This window comes from Stenotrophomonas sp. YJH_SMC_46, from assembly GCF_059370315.1.
On sequence record NZ_JCAFTO010000006.1, the window covers coordinates 170,634 to 189,034 of the forward strand.

Sequence of the window (18,401 nt, forward strand, 5' to 3'; positions counted from 1 at the left end):
TGGCATCCACCAATACCCAAGCCGACCAACGGTTGGCATCCACCCACAGATGTTTCCCAGCAGAAGCTATGGCTCAGCGCTTCTGCGCGAACATCCATTCCCACATCGCCGGGTCGGCGTAGGTGGCGTCCCAGGCATTGTGGTTGCCTTCCGGGTATTCGGTGTAGCGCACGTCACGCGCGTTGGCGTTCTGGAATGCGGCGTGCAGCCGGCGGTCGTCATTCGGCGGCACCACGTCATCCAGCGCGCCATGGAAGATCCAGATCGGCGTCTGCCGCAGGCGCTGGGCAATGGCCGCATACGGGTCGGTTTCACCGGCCACCTGTTCGACGAACAGGGTCGGACGTACCGCGCGCGGGGCCAGCACCGCGCCGCACACCGGCACGATCGCAGCAAATCGGTGCGGGTTGTCCAAGGCGATATTCCAGCTGCCGTAGCCACCCATCGACATGCCGGTCAGGTATTGCCGCGCCGGATCGGCACCGAACTCGGCGATCGCTGCATCCAGCGCGGCCAGGGCCACACGGTTGTTGCGCCCGCTCCATTCCCCGCGTCCCGGCGCCTGCGGAAATACGGCCAACGCAGGGAAATCGGCGGCCTGCTCGCGCAGGTACGGTCCCAGCCCCGCGTGGGTCTGCTTCACGCCATCGGCGCCGCGCTCGCCCGAACCGTGCAGGAACAGCACGACCGGCAGTGAGCCCGGTGTACGCGCCGATGCGGCCGGAATGAATACCTGGTAGTAGGCCGTCTCGCCATCCACCTTCACGGCGCGGGCTTCGAAGCGACCCCGCGCGCCATCCGGCAGCGACGTGCAGCCGCTCATCAACAGAAGGGCCAGCAGTGGCAGCCAGCGCGACAGCAAACGGACCATGGGGTTTCCCGAAGTGGCGAGATCGCCTGCATCGTAGTCCGCTGTCGCCAGCGCGGCATCGTGCGCCGCGTCACTGCGGGCGCGGGAAGCTGGCAATGATGTCCAGTTGTTCCTGCGCTTCGGCATTGCCTGCCGCCGCCGCAGCCTGCACCTGCGCCATATCCGGGTGCAGGACCACCAGCAGCGGGTTCTCGCAGACCGGGCAGTCATACTCGGTGGCGTCCTCGTCCAGTTCCATCTCCATGGCGCGCGAGCTGCCCTTCCACTCGCAGGCCGGGCAGGTGTGCTGCTGGTCGCGCCAGCCGGGCTGGAAATAGTTTTCGATCGTTGTTGCCATGGGTGTTCCGGTTGGGTGGAGTCAACGACCCGCGTGGCGGGGGCCGATCCTCGATGCGGTCAGTGCAGCAGCACCAGCGTGGCCAGGCCGAGGAAAGTGAAGAAGCCCATCGAGTCGGTCACTGCGGTCAGGAAGATACCGCTGGCCAGCGCTGGATCGAAGCCGAAGCGTTTCAGTGTGAGCGGCACCAGCACGCCGGCCAGCGCTGCGAACAGCAGGTTGCAGGTCAGTGCGATGGCGATCACCGCAGACAGCCCGGGTGAATGGAACCAGGCCAATACGATCAGGCCCAGCACCGAGCCGAGCATCACGCCGTTCAGCAGCGCAACACGCACTTCCTTCCACAGCAGGGTGCGCGCGTTGGAGGCGCCCACCTGGCCCAGCGCCAGGCCGCGCACCATCAGCGCCAGCACCTGGGTGCCGGCGTTGCCACCGAGGCCGGCCACGATCGGCATCAGCACCGCCAGCGCCACCAGCTTGTCGATGGTGCCCTCGAAGTGACCGACCACGCTGGAGGCCAGGAAGGCCGTGCACAGGTTGATCGACAGCCACATCAGGCGGCGGCGCATGGCGCGCCAGACCGGGCTGAACAGGTCCTCGTCCTCGTCCAGGCCGGCGGCGCCCAGCGCCTGGTGCTCGGCCTGGCCACGGATGATGTCGACCACGTCATCGATGGTGATGCGACCAACGAGGATGTTGTTCTCGTCCACCACCGGTGCGGAGATCCAGTCATGGTCGGAGAACTGCCGCGCGACTTCCTGGTCGCTCTCGCCGACGTCGATGGCCGGCTGCTCGTCGTCGATCAGGCGGTTGATCGGGGTGGTGTCCTCGTGGGTCACCAGTGCCGCCAGCGACACCCGGCCAAGGTACTGATGGCGCCGGCTGACCACGAACAGGTGGTCGGTGTGGTCCGGCAGTTCGCCGCGCAGGCGCAGGTAGCGCAGCACCACGTCCACGTTGACGTCGGCGCGCACGGTCACCACGTCCGGGTTCATCAGGCGGCCGGCACTGTCCTCGGGATAGGACAGCACCTGTTCCAGGCGCTCGCGGTTCTCGCGGTCCATCGACTTGAGGACTTCGTCGATGACCGTATCGGGCAGGTCTTCGACCAGGTCGGCCAGGTCGTCGATGTCCAGGTCTTCGACCGCGGCGATGATTTCGTCCGGGTCCATGTCCGCGAGCAGGCTCTCGCGCACGTCGTCGCCGACGTGGACCAGCACCTCGCCGTCATCTTCCGGATCGACCAGGCCCCACACCACCTCGCGCTTGCCCGGCGGCAGCGATTCAAGCAGGTTGCCGATCTCGGCCGGGGCCAGGGTGTTGACCAGGCGACGCACCGGGCCCAGCCGACCGCTGTCCAGTGCGTCGGACAGCATCCGCAGTTGGCGCGCAGTCTTGTCGTGGCGTACGGCTTCAGCCATCGCAGCTCCCGCGGGATAAGAAAAGCCGCGATCCCGGCAAGGATGCGGCAACAGGGGTGTTCAGCGCGTCATTATCGCAAGGGGATGTTTCAACGCATAGCCGAGGGCGGTGGTTGCGCCGGCCGCTGGCCCGCAATCGTCCCCATCGAAGTCCACGAGATTGCCGGCCAGCGACCAGCACTACCCTCGGCAGTCAGGCCGTTTCGGCCACCAGCGCCAGCCAGCGCTCGATCGCGCGGCGGTCGCGTGCGGCCAGCAGCTTCGGCGCGCGCGCGCGCAATGCGGCCAGATCGGCATCGCGGATCGCACGGCGCACTTCCAGCAGCGTGCCGGGGTGCAGGCTGAACTCGGTCAGGCCCAGCGCCAGCAGCAGCGGGGTCATCCGTGCGTCGCCGGCCATCTCGCCGCAGACCGCCACCGGGATGCGGTGACGCGCGCCCGTCTCGATCACCATCTGCAGCAGTCGCAGCACGGCCGGATGCAGTGGCGAATACAGTTCGCCCAGTGCCTCGTTGTTGCGGTCGGCGGCCAGCAGGTACTGCACCAGGTCATTGGTGCCGATCGACAGGAAGTCGACCAGGTCGATGAAGCTCTCCAGCGCCAGTGCTGCCGCAGGAACTTCGATCATCGCGCCCAGCGGCACGTGGTCGGACACCATGTGGCCCTCGCCGCGCAGCTGTTCGGTCAGCTTGAGCATGCGCCGGCGCACCGCCAGCAGTTCCTCGCGGGTGCTGACCATCGGCACCAGCACGCGCAGCTTGCCGTAGGCGGAGGCGCGCAGGATCGCGCGCAGCTGGGTATCGGCCACCTTCGGCCGTGCCAGCGACAGGCGTACGCCGCGCAGACCCAGGGCGGGGTTCTCTTCATTGCTGAGGGTCAGGCCGGTGCGGTCGGCCTTGTCCGCGCCCAGATCGAGCGTGCGGATGGTGACCGGTCGCCCGCTCATGCCCAACGCGGCATCCCGGTAGGTCTGGAACTGTTCTTCTTCATCCGGCAGCTCGTTGCGCTGCAGGAACAGGAACTCGGTGCGGTACAGGCCCAGTCCCTGCGCGCCCAGCGCGTGCGCTTGGGTGACGTCTTCCAGCGATTCGGCATTGGCCAGCAGGGCGATGTCGACCTGGTCGCGGGTGCGGCTGGGCTTGCTGCGCAGGCGGCCGAGCTCGCGCTGCTCGCGCGCATGCTCCTTCAGGCGCGCGCGATAGTCACGCAGGTTGTCGGCCTGCGGGTTGGCGGTGATGCTGCCGTCGGCGCCATCGATGATCAGCACGTCGCCATCGGCGATGCGGCTGAGCAGCTGCGGAACGTTCACGATCAACGGCAGATGCAGGCTGCGCGCCAGGATCGCGCTGTGCGACAGCGCGCTGCCGGCGGCGGTGACGATGCCAACCACGCCCTGGGCCTGCAGCTGGGCCAGTTCGGACGGGGCGATGTTGTCGCAGACCAGGATCTCGCCGGCCAGGCCCTTCATCACCGGCGCGCGTTCAGGCTGCAGGAACGCGTGGATGCGGCCGATGACATGGTCCAGGTCGTCCATGCGGCTCTTCAGGTAGGCATCGTCCATGCCATCGAAGACCTTGGCCAGGCGGTCACGCTGCAGGCGCAATGCGTAGCCGGCACTGTAGGGACCGCTGCGGATCAGCTCGTCCAGCCCGAACAACAGCTCGGGATCGTCCAGCAGCAGCGCGTGCAGGTCCAGGAACTCGCCCACTTCCTGGTTCAATGCGCCATGCAGGCGCTGGCGCAGTTCGTGCATTTCCGTGCGCGCGGCATCCACCGCACGATGCAGGCGGGCCAGCTCGGCCTCGACCTGGTGGGCGCCGATGCGTTGCTCGGCCACCTCCAGCGCATGCGGCAGGCGTACCCGTGCGCGGCCCATCGCCGCGCCACGGGCAGCACCGTGCCCAGCCAGCAGCTGGACCGGCCGCTGGCCGGAAGGAACCTGGCCGGCGCGCGCGCGCGGCACGCTCAGCTGTCCTCGTCGAAGCGGCGCTCGAACAGACCGACCACCGCTTCCATCGCGGCGGCTTCGTCCTCGCCGTTGATGCGCACCGTGACCGGAGTGCCCTGGCCGGCGGCCAGCAGCATCACGCCCATGATGCTCTTGGCGTTGATCTCACGGCCCTTGGCGGCCATGGTCACGTTGCAGCGGAACGGCGCCAGGGTCTGCACCAGCTTGGCGGTGGCCCGGGCGTGCAGGCCCAGGCGGTTGCTCACGGTGAGTTCTCGTTCAAGCATCGTCGACTATCGCTCCATTACGGGTGCCCGCCGCGGCTGTGGCGGGCAGTTGATCCAGTCCCTGTTCCGGATAATTCATCACCCGCAGCAACATCGGCAGGCTCAGCGCCGATACCCGGCGAACCGGGGTCCCCAACCGGGCCAGCTGCCCGGCTAGGTTGGCGGGGCTGGCGCCGTACAGGTCGGTCAGGATCAGCACGCCATCCCCTGCATCGACCCGCCGCAGGGCGGCCGAGGCGAGCGGGAGCAGGGCGTCCAGGTCTGCGTCGAACGGTACTTCGAAAGCTTCGGTTTTCAGCGGCAATTGCCGCAGGAGCCGGGTCGCCACCTCAAGCAGGGCGGGCCCGACCCCCGGATGTGTTACGAGGAGAATGCCACAGGTCATTACTGCACGTTAACAGGTCAAGGTGAATTGGCGATAGCAGCAGATGGGGGGCACTGTGTCCCGTATTCAGCGTTGCTCGCAAGGGGAGCCTTTCCGTTGAGAAAGAGATCCGACCCCATCCGTTTTTCGATGCCTGACAGCGATTCATCCACGCACGCGTGGATCCATCGTGTCGACCAGGGTCGACACCCACCAGCAGCAGAAATCTGTCAGAGGTGGGGCGGTGTGGGTCTGCAGGACCGTTGGCGCCATGGATGGCGCCATCGAGCCCCCAGGGGTGAGGGCGCTTTGCTTGCGAAGCACTGCTTCGCAAGCGCCCGAACGCCCAGCCGCCAGCGGCTGGGCCGGACCGCGGAGCGGGGTTTACGGCGTGTCCTGCAGATCCACACCGCCCCGTCATCCCACGGAATGCCGCTTCTGCTGTTGCTGTTGCTGTTGCCGGCCAGCGGCCGGCACTACCGGCGGGTGCCGGGCGCAGCCCGGCCGACTCTCTCAATCCTGTTCGCGGTGATACGTGGCCACATCTTCCCAGCCCATCTCGCGGGCATGCCGGGCCAGGCGCTCGGCCAGGAACACCGAGCGGTGCTTGCCGCCGGTGCAGCCGAACGCCACCGTCACGTAGCTGCGGGTGCCATCCCCCAGTTTCGGCAGCCACGTATCGAGGAAATCCATCAGCTGGGCCAGGTAACGCTGCACGTCCGGCTGTGCTTCCAGATAGTCGCGTACGCCCGGTTCGCGGCCGCTCAGCGCACGCAGATCGGGGTCCCAGTGTGGATTGGGCAGCACCCGCGCATCGAATACGAAGTCCGCCTCGGCCGGCACGCCGCGCTTGTACGCGAACGATTCGAACAGCAGGGACAGTCCGGTGGCATGGTCCAGCGTGAACTCGGTGATGATCCGCCGCCGCAGCTGATGCACGTTGAGGTTGCTGGTATCGATCACCGCATCGGCCTCGCGGCGCAGCGGTGCCGTCAATTCACGTTCGCGTGCGATCGCTTCGGGCAGCGACAGGCCCAGCTGGCTCAGCGGATGACGGCGCCGGGTGTCGGCGTAGCGCTTGAGCACAGCCTCATCGCTGGCCTCGAAGAACAGTACCTTCACTTCCACGCCGGCGTCAGTGGCCAGCTGCCGCCAGTTGCCCAGCTGGCTCAGATCGGCCTGTCCGCGAACGTCGATGCCCACGGCCAGGCGGCGCGGCGCGCTGCCGTCATGGTTGGCCAGCAGGCTGCGCACGAAGTCGGGCAGCAGATTGATCGGCAGGTTGTCCGAGCAGTAGTAGTCCTGGTCCTCGAAGGTCTTCAGGGCGACGGATTTACCCGAGCCGGACAGGCCGCTGACGATGATCAGGGTCGGGGCGGAGGGGGTGACGGTGCTCATGGACAGGCTCTTCGAGGGGCAGGGAAATCAGGGTGTTCGCCGTTCCAGCAGGTTGCTGTGGCGGGCGATGAACATAGCCGCCGGGTCGATGCCCTTGGTGCGCAGGATGTGCAGGCGGGTCGCGGCTTCGGTCAGTACGGCCAGGTTGCGGCCGGGCATCACCGGCAGGGTGATCAGCGGAACGTCCAGGTCCAGCACATGGCGGGTGCCCGAATCGCCGGTCAGGCGTTCGTAGCCATGTGGGGTGGGTTCGGTCATCGGCTTGGTCAGGTGGACGATCAGCCGAAGGTACTTGTTCTTCTTTACAGCCGTGTCGCCGAACATCTCGCGCACGTTGAGCACGCCCAGGCCGCGCACTTCCAGCAGGTCCTGCAGCAGTTCGGGGCAGGTGCCGTCGAGTACGTCCGGGGCGATCTGGGTGAACTCGGGGGCATCGTCGGCGACCAGGCGATGGCCGCGGGTGAGCAGCTCCAGCGCCAGCTCGCTCTTGCCCGATCCGGCCTCGCCGGTGATCAGCACGCCGATGGAATAGATCTCCATGAACACGCCGTGCAGGATCACCCGCGGCGCCAGCGTACGCGCCAGATGGTAGGACAGGTGGTTGAGCAGTTCGTGGCCGCGCTTGGGCGAGAGCCACAGCGGCGTGCCGGATTCGTCAGCAGCGGCGCGGAGGTCTTCCGGGCAGGGCTGGTTGCGCGTCAGCACCAGCGCCAGCGGGTGCGACTGCATGATCTTTTCGATGGTCTCCCAGCGCTGGCGTGGTTCCAGTGCATCCAGCCAGGACAGTTCCTCGGTGCCCAGGATCTGCACCTTGTTGGGATAGATCGCGTTGAGGTAGCCGGCCAGCGAGGGACGCCGCGAGACGGTATTGCCGGCCTCCAGCTCGCGCTTCTCACCGGACTTGCCGGCGGCCCAGCGCAACCCCAGCCGCTCGCGCTGCTGTTCGAACAGTTCACGGGCGGTGATGCTGGTATTCATGCGGCACTCGCAGGAGGGGTCATGTCCAGCGCCTCGCGCAGCGCCCGGGCATCGCCCGCTTCGCGCAGGGCCTGGCGGATGTCCGGCGCGGAAAACAGTTCGGCCAGCTCGGACAACAGCATCAGGTGCTGGTGGGTGTAGTGGGCGGGGACGGCCATGGCGAACACCAGGTCCACCGGTTCGTCGCCGCCGAAATCGACCGGGGCGGCCAATCGCAGCAGGGCGCCACGGGGGCGATCAAGGGTAGGCGCGCGGCCGTGGGGGATGGCGATGCCGTGGCCGATCGCGGTGCTGCCCAGGGCTTCGCGCTGGCACAGGTTCAGGTAGATCTGTTCGGCATTGGCCTGGCGGCAGGCCAGCAACCCGGCGGCGGCCTGCAGGACGCTGTCACGGTCGGTGGCCGTGCAGAGCTGGGTCTGCACGGCCGCCAGGAGGTCAGTCAGGGGCATGTCTGCGGGGAACGGTGGCGATCAGCCACCATTGTCGCCCACCGGCAGCGGCGCGTGCTGCTGTTTTTTCTCCTTGTGCTTGATCACCAGGCGGTCAAGCTTGTCCGCAAGCAGGTCGATCGCGGCATACATGGTCTGGGCATTGGCCTCCGCGTGCAGGGTCTGGCCCGGGATGTTGAGGCTGGCGTCGACATGGTGTTCGGTCTTCTGCAGCTTGAGGGTCACCCGCGCTTCGCAGTGCTGGTCGAAGTGCTTTCCGATCCGGGCCAGCTTTTCCTCCACATAGGACTGCAGGGCCGGGGTGACTTCGACATCTTTGCCAAACGTTTCGATGCGCATCGGGTTTCTCCTGTGTTCGGATGTGCCAATGAACCTCTCCGCCGGGCGCGGCGGCGCGTCAAGCGATTCTGACCCTTTCGTGCGAGGCGGAAATGTTCATGGCTTCACGATACTTCGCCACGGTGCGCCGCGCTACTGGGATTCCCGACGATTTGAGCAGGTCAGCCAGCTTGGCGTCAGAAAGCGGCTTGCGCGGATTCTCATCGTCGATCAGGCGCCGGATCATCGCCTGGATGGCGGTGCTGGACGCCTCGCCGCCGCCGTCGGTATCGATGCCGGAGGCGAAGAAGGCCCGCAGTGGCAGGGTGCCGCGAGGGGTGCGCACGTGCTTGCGGGCGATCGCACGCGACACCGTGGATTCGTGCAGGCCCAGTTCGGTGGCAATCTCGCGCAGGGTCAGTGGGCGCAGCGCCTGCTCGCCGAATTCAAGGAAGCCGGCCTGCTGCAGGATCAGGCTGCGCACGACGCGCAACAGCGTTTCGCCGCGCTGCTGCAGGCCTTTCAGCAGCCAGCGTGCTTCCTGCAGCTGGGCACGCAGGTAGCCGGCATCGGCGTCGCCGCAACGCCGGATAAGCTGTTCGTAGCCGCGGTGGATCACCACCTTCGGCCCGGCATGCGCGGCCAGTGCAGCGCGCCACACGCCGTTCTGCCGCCATACCACCACGTCCGGCACCACGTAAGTGTCCTGCGACAGCGGTGCGATCTGCGTGCCCGGGCGCGGGTCCAGCGAGCGCAGCAGCGCGACGGCAGTCTCGACCTCGTCCATCGGTTGCTTCAACTCATGAGCAAGCCCGGCGACGCCACTGCGTGGCAGCCGTTCCAGCGGGCCTGCGGCAATCTGTCGCGCCAGCGCCAGCCCGGGCGTTTCGCCGGGCAGCACATCCAGCTGCAGCAGCAGGCATTCGCCCAGCGTGCGTGCAGCCACACCCACCGGATCGAAGCGCTGGATGCGATGCAGCACGGCGAGGATCTCGTCCTCGCCGGCGTGGATCGCCGGCAACAGGGTGTCGGCGATGGTGCCCAGCGGTTCGCGCAGATAACCGTCATCGTCCAGTGCATCGATGAGCGCGGCACCGATGCTGCGATCACGTGGGGACAGATGCGACAGATGCAGCTGCCACAGCAGATGGTCGGCCAGCGTTTCGGTTTCGGCTACGCGCTCGGCGGCGCTGCCATTGTCGTCGTCATCGTCGAAGCTGCCGCCGCTGCCGGACGCGTTCCAGTCCAGTTCCGCCGGCGCCCAGTCGTCGCCGGCATCGGCGCGTTCTGCGGGCGCATCGTTGCCGTTGTCGTCGCCTTCGCCGGCAGGACTGCTGCTGTCACTGCTGTCGGCCCAGTCCAGCAGCGGATTGCTTTCCACCGCCTGCGCGATTTCCAGCTCCAGCTCGGTGGTGGACATCTGCAGCAGCTTGATCGCCTGCTGCAACTGGGGCGTAAGCACCAGTTGCTGTCCCAACGATGTCTGCAGCCGAGTCTTCATGCCTGTGCCGAAAGGAAGGAAAGGGACCCGGCGACTGCTTCACAGCTTGAAGGAATCCCCGAGGTAGACGCGGCGTACATCGGCGTTGTCCAGGATCGCTTCCGGCGAACCCTGGGCCAGCACGCTGCCCTCGGCGAGGATATACGCGCGGTCGCAGATACCCAAGGTCTCGCGCACGTTGTGGTCGGTGATCAGCACGCCGATGCCACGCTGCTTGAGATGGGTGACGATGCGCTGGATCTCGCCGACCGAAATCGGATCGACACCGGCGAACGGCTCGTCAAGCAGGATCAGGCGCGGCTGCGCTGCCAGGGCGCGGGCGATCTCGCAGCGGCGGCGTTCGCCACCGGACAGGCTGGCGCCAAGCTGGTCGGCAACATGGCCCAGCTGCAGTTCGTCGAGCAGGCTGTTCAATTCGCGCTCGCGGCCGGCCGCATCCAGGTCTTCGCGCAGCTCCAGCACCAGGCGGATGTTGTCGGCCACGGTCAGCTTGCGGAATACCGACGGTTCCTGCGGCAGATAGCCCACGCCCTGCTTGGCGCGGGTATACATCGGGTCGCCGGTGATGTCCTTGCCGTCGAGCACGATGCTGCCAGCGTCAGCCGCAACCAGGCCGACGATCATGTAGAAGCAGGTGGTCTTGCCGGCACCGTTGGGGCCCAGCAGGCCGACCACTTCGCCGGCGTCGAGGGTCAGCCCGAAATCCTTGACGACTTCGCGCTGCTTGTACTTCTTGCGCAGGCCCTTGGCGACGAGCATTACTTCCTGCTCCCGGCCGGCTGCGCCGGCGTGGTGGCCTTGGGCTGTGCCGCAGGCGCGGCCGGGGTCTTGTTCTTCGGCGGGATGACGGTACGCACACGGCTGCCGTCACCACCGGAGTTCATTTCGCCGGTGCGGGTGTTGTAGACCATGCGCTGGCCGGCATTGGTGCCGCGCGCGCTGGTGACCTTGTAGTTGCCGGTCAGGGTAATGATCTCGGTCTTGATGTCGTAGTCGATGCGGTCGGCAACGGCATCCATCCAGGTGCCGTCATCGAGCTGCTGCTTCATCTTGGCCTGCTTGCCAGTGAACACCGCGCGCACGGCTTCGCCATCCTTGAGGTAGATCTCGGCCTCGGACGAGCGCAGGTCCAGCGTGCCCTGGGTGATGATCACGCCCTGCGACAGCACGGTCTTGCCGTCGCCGGTGAGCGTGCCGGACTGGGCGCCGGAATCGATGTGCATGTCTTCGTTGCGGTCGGTGGACTTGGCGAAGGCGGCGCTGGGGACAAGAAGACCGAGCGCGAGTACGGCGGCAAAGGAAATCTTCATCGGGGTCCGTTCTACCGGTGGGGGCCTCCCGGGCGGGCCGGGGGCGGAGGGTGGGGCTGCCGGCCCTGCGCCTGTCCGGAGACGTCGCGGGCTGGCGGCGGAATCAGCGTTTGGGCGTGTAACGGCCCTTGGACTGGCTGAGGAAATGATACGTGTTGTTCTTCGAATCCACTTCGAAGCCGACGCCGGACTGTTCCATGCCCGGGCGGGTCATGGTCACCAGGGCGTCGGTGCGGGCGCGGTTCTCCTTCGGGAACACGTCCAGATGGTCGGTGCGGAAGGTGGTCGGCACCACGCCCGGATCGGCCGGGCTGTCGCCGGCCACATTGCCGCGCAGCTTCATCTGGTCGCCCTTGGCGCTGAGCCAGCCGGTCTCGGCACGCAGGGTCCAGTGCTTGCCATCCTTGTCCGGCATCTCGAACAGCGGTGTGGCGATGTTGATGGTCTGGTCGCCACGCTGGCGCTCCAGCCGCGGCGCACGCAGGGTGGTCGACTCCTTGCCGTGCTCATCCAGGGCCACGATCTGGAAGTCGTGCAGAACGTAGTCCACACCCGGCTCCTGGCTGTCGTTGGCCGGGCCCTTGTCGCGGTTGCGCAGGGCGGCCCAGCTGCTGAGCAGCGCCGCCAGCAGCAGGCCGACGCCCAGCAGGGTGCGCCAGTTCAGTGTCGGCAGGCTCATGCGCCGAACCTCGCCAGCACCGCATCTACGTGGCCCTGTGCGGCCAGCAGGATGTCGCACAGTTCGCGGGCGGCGCCACGTCCGCCGTCGGCGCGGGTCTGCCAGTGCACGCGCTCGGCGATCCACGGGTGGGCGTTGGCCGGGGCCACTGCCAGGCCGACCGCGCCCAGCGGCGCCAGGTCCGGCAGGTCGTCGCCCATGAAGGCCACCTGCTCCAGGCCGACGCCGTGCTGCGCGCACAGCGCCTGCACGCTGGCCAGCTTGTCGCCCACGGCGATCTGGGTGTCGATGCCGAGGTCGGCGCCGCGCTTGAGCGCGGACTGGCTGTTGCGCGCGGTGATCAGCACGGGGTGGATACCGTGCTGCTGCAGCAGTTTCAGGCCCAGGCCATCCTGCACGAAGTACGCCTTGCTCTCGTTCCCTTCCTTGTCGTAGTACAGCCGACCGTCAGTGAGGGTGCCGTCCACGTCGAAGCAGGCCAGGCGGACGCGGGCCGCAGCGGCATGCAGGTGGGCAGGGAAGGCGGGCAGCGGGGACCAGGGCATCAGGGCAGCAGGCTCGGTGGGGTCGGGTGGGGCATTACAGACTGAATGGGGTCTACGGACTGTCGGTTAAACCACCCGGGCCCGCAACAGGTCATGAATGTTCAGGGCGCCTACCGCACGGCCCTGGTCATCGACCACGATCAGGCCGTTGATTTTCTGGGTTTCCATCTGCCGCGCGGCCTCTACGGCCAGCTGGTCGGCCCCGATGGTGCGCGGGTTGCGGGTCATCACGTCGGCGATCTTCGCGGTGCGCACGTCCAGCGCGCTGTCCAGCGCGCGGCGCAGGTCGCCGTCGGTGAACAGGCCGATCAGCACGCCATCGGCGTCGACCACGGCGGTCATCCCGAGTCGCTTGCGGCTCATTTCCACCAGCGCCTCGCTGAGGCTGGCGTCGGCACCCACGCTGGGCAGGTCCTCGCCGCTATGCATGACGTCGGTGATGTGCAGCAGCAGGCGGCGGCCGAGGCTGCCGGCCGGGTGCGAGCGGGCGAAATCGTCGGCGGTGAAGCCGCGTGCGTCGAGCAGGGCCACGGCCAGCGCATCGCCCATCGCCAGCGAGGCGGTGGTGCTGGAGGTCGGCGCCAGCGCCAGCGGGCAGGCCTCGGCCGGCACGCTGACGTCCAGGTGGATATCGGCGGCGGTGGCCAGGCTGGACTGCGGGCGGCCGGTCATGGAGATCAGCAGGTTGCCCTGGCGCTTGAGCACCGGCAACAGCATGAGCAGCTCGTCCGACTCCCCCGAATAGGAAAGCGCCAGCACCACATCGTCCTCGGTGATCATGCCCAGGTCACCGTGTCCGGCCTCGCCAGGGTGCACGTAGAACGCCGGGGTGCCGGTGGAGGCGAGGGTGGCGGCGATCTTGCGGGCGATGTGCCCGGACTTTCCCATGCCGGTGGCGACCACACGCCCGCGGCTGGCCAGGATCGCCTGGCAGGCCTGCTGGAAGGCCTCGCCAAGGCGGTCGGCCACGGCATCCAGCGCCTGCCGCTCGATCTCGAACACGCGGCGGCCGCTGGCGACCAGGCCGGCAGGGTCGCCAGAACGGGGGGGCAACAGGGATTCGGCCATGCGGACGCCACGCAGCGGAAGTAGAATGGATGCACATTTTATTAGGAAAGCCCGTTGGACGCCGACACCATCCGCAATCTGATCGAAACCGGCCTGCCTGGCGCCCGCGCCGACGTGCAGGGCGACGATGGCGTGCATTTCGAAGCGACCGTGGTCTGCGAGGCCTTTGCCGGCAAGATGCCGCTGGCCCGCCACCGGATGGTCTATGCCACCCTCGGCGACCTGATGGGCGGCGCGATCCACGCGCTGGCGCTGAAAACCGTGACCCCGGCCGAAGCCGGCTGAACCGCAGAAGATCCCGAATACATGGCCAAGATCGTTGTGACCGGCGGCGCTGCGCTGCACGGTGAAGTGAGCATCTCCGGCGCCAAGAACGCCGTCCTCCCCATTCTCTGCGCGACCCTGCTGGCCGATGCGCCGGTGGAGATCACCAACGTGCCGCACCTGCACGACGTGGTCACCACGGTGAAGCTGCTGGGCGAACTGGGTGCCAAGGTCACCATCGACCAGGGCACGCTGTCGCGCGGCAGCGCGATCGTGGTCGACCCGCGTTCGGTCAACCAGCATGTTGCACCTTACGAGCTGGTCAAGACCATGCGCGCCTCGATCCTGGTGCTGGGCCCGCTGCTGGCCCGCTTCGGCGCGGCCGAAGTGTCGCTGCCGGGCGGCTGCGCGATCGGTTCGCGTCCGGTCGACCAGCACATCAAGGGCCTGCAGGCACTGGGTGCCGAGATCGTGGTCGAGAACGGCTTCATCAAGGCCAGCGCCAAGCGCCTGAAGGGCGGCCACTTCACCTTCGACATGGTCAGTGTCACCGGCACCGAGAACGTGCTGATGGGCGCGGTGCTGGCCGAAGGCACCACCATCCTCGACAACTGTGCGATGGAGCCGGAAGTGACCGATCTGGCGCATTGCCTGATCGCGCTGGGCGCGAAGATCGAAGGACTGGGCACCGCCCGCCTGGTGATCGAAGGCGTCGAGCGCCTGTCCGGTGGCCGCCACGAAGTGCTGCCCGACCGCATCGAGACCGGTACCTTCCTGGTCGCTGCGGCGATGACCGGCGGCAAGGTCACGGTCAACCGTGCGCGCCCGAACACCATGGACGCGGTGCTGTCCAAGCTGGTCGAGGCCGGTGCGAAGATCGAGACCACCGACGACACCATCACCCTGGACATGCAGGGCAAGCGGCCGAAGGCGGTCAACCTGACCACCGCGCCGTACCCGGCATTCCCGACCGACATGCAGGCCCAGTTCATGGCGCTCAACTGCGTGGCTGAGGGCGTGGGCGTGATCAACGAAACGATCTTCGAGAACCGTTTCATGCACGTCAACGAACTGCTGCGCCTGGGCGCGGACATCCAGGTTGAAGGCCACACCGCCATCGTGCGTGGCAGCGAGCACCTGAGCGGTGCGCCGGTGATGGCCACCGACCTGCGTGCGTCGGCCTCGCTGATCCTGGCCGGCCTGATGGCCAGCGGCGAGACCACCATCGACCGCATCTACCACCTTGATCGTGGCTACGAGAACATCGAAGAGAAGCTGTCTTCGCTCGGCGCCACCATCCGGCGCGTGCCATGATCCTGCGTGGCAAGTTCAGCCCGCGTCGCAAGGCACTGCTGGCTCTGGTGCTGATCGTGCTGGCGTGGCTGGGCTATGCCTGGTACGCCAACATCGCCATTACCCAGGGCATCGAGCAGAGGGACATGGACTGGAACGGCGATGGCACGGTCTCGCGCGACGAGATCATCGAGTCGTTCTACGCGGTCGCGGTGAACGACAGCCAGGACGGCAACCGTCATTGCCGCACCTTCGTCTGGCGCAGCACCGGCGAGCAGATCCGCGTGGACTGCCGCACCGAGTTCAAGCCCGCTGCGGCCGAGGAAAAGAAGTAAGAAAAACGCCCGCGAAAGCGGGCGTTTTTCCCGGGGCGTCCATCCACGCATGGCGTGGATCTACTCCAGGTTTCCAGTAGATCCACGCCATGCGTGGATGACGTGGATCTCCGGTCAGTTCAGCGCCTTGATGGTCAGGTCCAGCGCATCGCGTCCGCCCTCACGCTGCAGCATGCGCGCCGGCACCGGGAACTCCGGCACGATCCAGGCGATCAGCTCCTTGTTGCCGTCGGCGCGCGAGACCTTGGTGGCCTCGTAGCTCTTGCCGCCCACGGTGATCGATTCCTTGCCGACCACGCGGTAGGTCATGTTCTTGATGCGGCCTTCGTCGACCATGCGATAGGTCAGGGGCTTGCCGGCGGCCAGGTCACGGGTGATCGCCAGGTTGATCAGCAGCGCATCCATGTCACCGGCCTTCAGCGCGATGGGGCCGGCACGGTCCGGCTTGATGTCGCCGGTCCAGGTGGCCTGGTTGCTGGTCCAGTTGTAATTGGCCTGCACGTTGCGCTTCTTCACCAGCAGCGCCGAGCGGTCCTGGCTGCTCAGCGGGCGCAGTTGCCCACGCACTTCCTCGAACACGGTGCTCTGGCTCAGGTCGGCCAGCTGGTTCTTCACCTGCAGGCTGTAGCGCCACTTGTTGCTGCCTTCGTTGGACAGGGTCATCGTGCCGTTGGCCTGCATGCCCATGTAGCTGGCCAGGTAATCCGCCTTGAAAGGTTGCAGGGCCATGGCCGGCAGGCTGGCCACGGACAGGGCAGCGGCCGCGATCCAGGCGAGGGGGCGGGTCGGGATGCTCATGCTCAGACTCCTTGGTATTCGATCAGGCGCAGATCGACGCGGTCTTCGCCGTCTTCGCGTTGCAGGATGCGCACCGGGGTGGGGACCCCGTTGGCGATCCAGAGGATGGTTTCATTTTTGCCGCCGTTGGTCCGGTAGACCCGCAGCGCGTTGTAGGACAGGTCGCCGACCTCGACGTTCTCGGTCTGCGGCGCGGCCTGGTAGTCATGCTGGCGGACCTTGCCCATGTCCACGTAGCGGTAGTGCATCGCGGCGCCTGGGCGGGCGTCGCGCATGATTGCCAGATTGATCAGCAGCGCACTCTGGTCGCCCGGCTGCAGCGGAATCGGCTGTGCGCGCTTCTTCTCGACATCGCCGCTCCACTGCGCGGTACCGGCCTGCCAGTTGTACGTGCCGACCGCCTTCTTGCCGAGAAACAGGCCCTTGCGCACCGTGCTCTGGCTCAGCGGTGCATAGGTGCCAGCGCGCTCCTCGAAGACCGTGCTCTGCTCGATGTTCAGTCCCAGCACGCTGGCGAACCCGCGGCGGCCGACCACCTGCATGTCCACCCGCCACTGGTTGCCGCCGGTGTGGGTGACCTGCATGCTGGCGTCGCCGGCCTCCTTGCCCTTGTAGAAGGCCTGGTAGGTGGCGCTGAACGGCTGCAGCGGCGGCGGTTCCCACGCCAATGCCGGCAGGCCCGGGGCCGTCGTTTCGGCCGGCGGCTGCACCGCTGGCGCCGGAACCGGCGAGGCAGGCGCCTGTGCCTGGCCCCAACCCACGCCGGGAAGCACGACAAGCGACAGCAGCAATGAAGTGGACAGCAGGGTCGTGGTCTTCATGGAGGACAGGAGCTGCAGGAGGGGGGCAGGATGCCAGCCCCGCAGTCAGCGGGGCGTGTGCGTGGGCGTTACCGGTTCAGGTTCCCGGCGGAATCTAGGACCAGTGGGCTAAACAGGGGGTGACCATCCAGCAGTGGCTGGCCCTCCCGTTCAGCCAGGCGGCCGGCGCACAGCAGCTGCAGGGTGGCGATCAGCAGCGGATGCTCCACCGCCAGCACACGCGCCGCCAGGCTGTCGGCGTCATCGCCGCGCATTACCGGCACCCGCGCCTGGGCCAGCACGGCGCCGGCATCCAGCTCGGGCACCACCAGGTGCACGCTGGCCCCATGCTCCGCATCGCCGGCGTGCAGCGCCCGCGCATGCGTGTCCAGCCCCTTGTGCAGCGGTAGCAAGGAGGGGTGGATGTTGACCAGCCGGCCATTGAAGCGCTGCACGAAGTCGGCGCCGAGAATGCGCATGTAGCCGGCGCAGACGATCAGATCCGGCGCGACCGCGGCCAGTGCATCGCCCAAGGCCTGCTCGTAGGCGGCGCGGTCACCGAATTCTTTCGGTGCATGCGCCCAGCGCAGGCTGTCGCCGACCCGTTGCAGCGCGGCTGCGGCTGGGCGGTCGGAGAACACGCCGACAACCTCGGCGGGCAGGCGGCCGTCAGCAATTGCGTCAAGGATGGCCTGCAGGTTGCTGCCGCGGCCGGAGGCGAGCACGGCAATGCGGGTGGGCGTGCTCATTGCCGGGCACTCCGGCGGATCAACGGCCAGGTCAGCAGACTGCCCAAGGTCGCCAGCAGCATGTCGGCATGAGCGTCCCACATGTCGCCCTGCTGCCCGTTGTAGGCCTCGGCGGCGTCGGGCGACAGGGCAAGCGCGATGGCCCACTCGAACCACTCGTAGACCAGGCTGGCGCACATCACCGTCATCACCGCCAGGCTGAAGGCCTGGCCCAGGCGCAGCGCCGGCCAGGCATGCCGGGCCAGCTGCAGCAGCGCGGGGGTGAAGCAGACGCCGAACAACAAGTGGATGAGACGGTCGAAGTGGTTGCGCTGCCAGCCGAAGGCGGCATTCGGCGACCAGCCGGCCAGCGCCTGTGCCCAAGCGTCGTAGGGCACGTTGGAGTACAGCCAGCGCGCGCCCACGCAATGCAGTGCGATGAAGCCACAGATCGCGATGAAGGCGCCATTGCCCAGCCAGCCACGCCGGTCCACCCAGAGCAGGGCAGCCAGGCCGACGACGGTCAGCGAGCTGTGCAGGGCCTGTTCGACGGGCCACAGCGGATCGATCCAGCTGACCAGGAACACGGCCAGTACGGCGGCGAAGGCCAGCTTCTTGGGCAGTGAAACACGATAGCCGCGGGCAGTGGCGTTTGCGGCGGTGGCGGGCGCGGACATGTCGGATCGGTCAGGAGGGAGCGATGGGTTGC

23 protein-coding genes are annotated in these 18,401 nt (G+C 67.4%); 3 read left to right on the plus strand and 20 right to left on the minus strand.

What is annotated here, in order from left to right:
• Positions 1-73 precede the first annotated feature (73 nt).
• From AC5P8C_RS18375 to AC5P8C_RS18450, 16 genes are all read right to left on the minus strand, one after another.
• The gene (locus tag AC5P8C_RS18375) at positions 74-871 is read right to left on the minus strand and encodes a carboxylesterase family protein (RefSeq protein ID WP_019659458.1); all 798 of its coding nucleotides are present in this window, start codon (positions 869-871) and stop codon (positions 74-76) included.
• A 70-nt stretch (positions 872-941) separates the two neighbouring features.
• The gene (locus AC5P8C_RS18380; RefSeq protein WP_019659457.1) at positions 942-1,208 is read right to left on the minus strand and encodes a hypothetical protein; all 267 of its coding nucleotides are present in this window, start codon (positions 1,206-1,208) and stop codon (positions 942-944) included.
• 59 nt (positions 1,209-1,267) lie between these two features.
• Complete coding sequence (gene mgtE / locus AC5P8C_RS18385) at positions 1,268-2,629, minus strand: magnesium transporter (RefSeq protein ID WP_019659456.1); 1,362 nt, start codon at positions 2,627-2,629, stop codon at positions 1,268-1,270.
• A 193-nt stretch (positions 2,630-2,822) separates the two neighbouring features.
• A complete protein-coding gene (gene ptsP, locus AC5P8C_RS18390; RefSeq protein ID WP_019659455.1) occupies positions 2,823-4,592 on the minus strand; it encodes a phosphoenolpyruvate--protein phosphotransferase in 1,770 nt (589 codons plus the stop codon).
• Positions 4,593-4,594: 2 nt separating this feature from the next.
• Complete coding sequence (locus tag AC5P8C_RS18395) at positions 4,595-4,864, minus strand: HPr family phosphocarrier protein (protein WP_005408385.1); 270 nt, start codon at positions 4,862-4,864, stop codon at positions 4,595-4,597.
• On the minus strand, positions 4,857-5,249 hold the full coding sequence (locus AC5P8C_RS18400; RefSeq protein WP_019659454.1) for a PTS sugar transporter subunit IIA: 393 nt from the start codon (positions 5,247-5,249) through the stop codon (positions 4,857-4,859). Before AC5P8C_RS18400 ends, AC5P8C_RS18395 begins: the two co-directional genes overlap by 8 nt.
• A 492-nt stretch (positions 5,250-5,741) precedes the next feature.
• Positions 5,742-6,626 (minus strand): RNase adapter RapZ, encoded by an 885-nt coding sequence (rapZ, locus tag AC5P8C_RS18405; RefSeq protein ID WP_019659453.1) that lies wholly within the window; start codon positions 6,624-6,626, stop codon positions 5,742-5,744.
• Positions 6,627-6,653: 27 nt separating this feature from the next.
• On the minus strand, positions 6,654-7,604 hold the full coding sequence (gene hprK / locus AC5P8C_RS18410) for an HPr(Ser) kinase/phosphatase (protein WP_019659452.1): 951 nt from the start codon (positions 7,602-7,604) through the stop codon (positions 6,654-6,656).
• A complete protein-coding gene (locus tag AC5P8C_RS18415) occupies positions 7,601-8,053 on the minus strand; it encodes a PTS sugar transporter subunit IIA (protein ID WP_019659451.1) in 453 nt (150 codons plus the stop codon). Before AC5P8C_RS18415 ends, hprK begins: the two co-directional genes overlap by 4 nt.
• Positions 8,054-8,074: 21 nt before the next feature.
• A complete protein-coding gene (gene hpf, locus AC5P8C_RS18420; RefSeq protein WP_004147311.1) occupies positions 8,075-8,392 on the minus strand; it encodes a ribosome hibernation-promoting factor, HPF/YfiA family in 318 nt (105 codons plus the stop codon).
• Between the two features lie 58 nt (positions 8,393-8,450).
• Positions 8,451-9,872, minus strand: a complete 1,422-nt coding sequence (locus AC5P8C_RS18425; RefSeq protein ID WP_233653164.1) for an RNA polymerase factor sigma-54 — start codon at positions 9,870-9,872, stop codon at positions 8,451-8,453.
• Between the two features lie 39 nt (positions 9,873-9,911).
• The gene (lptB, locus tag AC5P8C_RS18430) at positions 9,912-10,631 is read right to left on the minus strand and encodes an LPS export ABC transporter ATP-binding protein (RefSeq protein ID WP_019659449.1); all 720 of its coding nucleotides are present in this window, start codon (positions 10,629-10,631) and stop codon (positions 9,912-9,914) included.
• A complete protein-coding gene (gene lptA, locus AC5P8C_RS18435; RefSeq protein ID WP_019659448.1) occupies positions 10,631-11,182 on the minus strand; it encodes a lipopolysaccharide transport periplasmic protein LptA in 552 nt (183 codons plus the stop codon). The genes lptB and lptA overlap by 1 nt, the downstream gene beginning before the upstream one ends.
• 103 nt (positions 11,183-11,285) lie before the next feature.
• On the minus strand, positions 11,286-11,861 hold the full coding sequence (gene lptC / locus AC5P8C_RS18440; RefSeq protein WP_019659447.1) for an LPS export ABC transporter periplasmic protein LptC: 576 nt from the start codon (positions 11,859-11,861) through the stop codon (positions 11,286-11,288).
• Positions 11,858-12,406 (minus strand): KdsC family phosphatase, encoded by a 549-nt coding sequence (locus AC5P8C_RS18445; RefSeq protein ID WP_019659446.1) that lies wholly within the window; start codon positions 12,404-12,406, stop codon positions 11,858-11,860. Before AC5P8C_RS18445 ends, lptC begins: the two co-directional genes overlap by 4 nt.
• A gap of 66 nt (positions 12,407-12,472) precedes the next feature.
• Positions 12,473-13,474: a KpsF/GutQ family sugar-phosphate isomerase gene (locus AC5P8C_RS18450; RefSeq protein ID WP_495219201.1), complete on the minus strand. Its 1,002-nt coding sequence runs from the start codon at positions 13,472-13,474 to the stop codon at positions 12,473-12,475.
• Between the two features lie 54 nt (positions 13,475-13,528).
• Here AC5P8C_RS18450 and AC5P8C_RS18455 point away from each other — a divergent pair, with 54 nt between their 5' ends.
• The 3 genes from AC5P8C_RS18455 to AC5P8C_RS18465 are packed head-to-tail and all read left to right on the plus strand — an operon-like array spanning position 13,529 to position 15,366.
• Complete coding sequence (locus AC5P8C_RS18455) at positions 13,529-13,759, plus strand: BolA family protein (protein ID WP_005408396.1); 231 nt, start codon at positions 13,529-13,531, stop codon at positions 13,757-13,759.
• Positions 13,760-13,780: 21 nt separating this feature from the next.
• Positions 13,781-15,052: a UDP-N-acetylglucosamine 1-carboxyvinyltransferase gene (gene murA, locus AC5P8C_RS18460; RefSeq protein ID WP_495219202.1), complete on the plus strand. Its 1,272-nt coding sequence runs from the start codon at positions 13,781-13,783 to the stop codon at positions 15,050-15,052.
• Positions 15,049-15,366, plus strand: a complete 318-nt coding sequence (locus AC5P8C_RS18465) for a hypothetical protein (protein ID WP_019659443.1) — start codon at positions 15,049-15,051, stop codon at positions 15,364-15,366. The genes murA and AC5P8C_RS18465 overlap by 4 nt, the downstream gene beginning before the upstream one ends.
• A gap of 114 nt (positions 15,367-15,480) precedes the next feature.
• Here AC5P8C_RS18465 and AC5P8C_RS18470 read toward each other — a convergent pair whose 3' ends face one another.
• The 4 genes from AC5P8C_RS18470 to AC5P8C_RS18485 form a co-directional block, all read right to left on the minus strand.
• Entirely contained in the window at positions 15,481-16,164 is a 684-nt protein-coding gene (locus AC5P8C_RS18470; protein WP_019659442.1) for a DUF3108 domain-containing protein, read from the minus strand.
• Between the two features lie 2 nt (positions 16,165-16,166).
• Entirely contained in the window at positions 16,167-16,985 is an 819-nt protein-coding gene (locus AC5P8C_RS18475) for a DUF3108 domain-containing protein (protein WP_495219203.1), read from the minus strand.
• Positions 16,986-17,053: 68 nt separating this feature from the next.
• Entirely contained in the window at positions 17,054-17,713 is a 660-nt protein-coding gene (gene purN / locus AC5P8C_RS18480; RefSeq protein ID WP_134735833.1) for a phosphoribosylglycinamide formyltransferase, read from the minus strand.
• A complete protein-coding gene (locus AC5P8C_RS18485) occupies positions 17,710-18,369 on the minus strand; it encodes a DUF2238 domain-containing protein (protein WP_019659439.1) in 660 nt (219 codons plus the stop codon). Before AC5P8C_RS18485 ends, purN begins: the two co-directional genes overlap by 4 nt.
• Positions 18,370-18,401 lie beyond the last annotated feature (32 nt).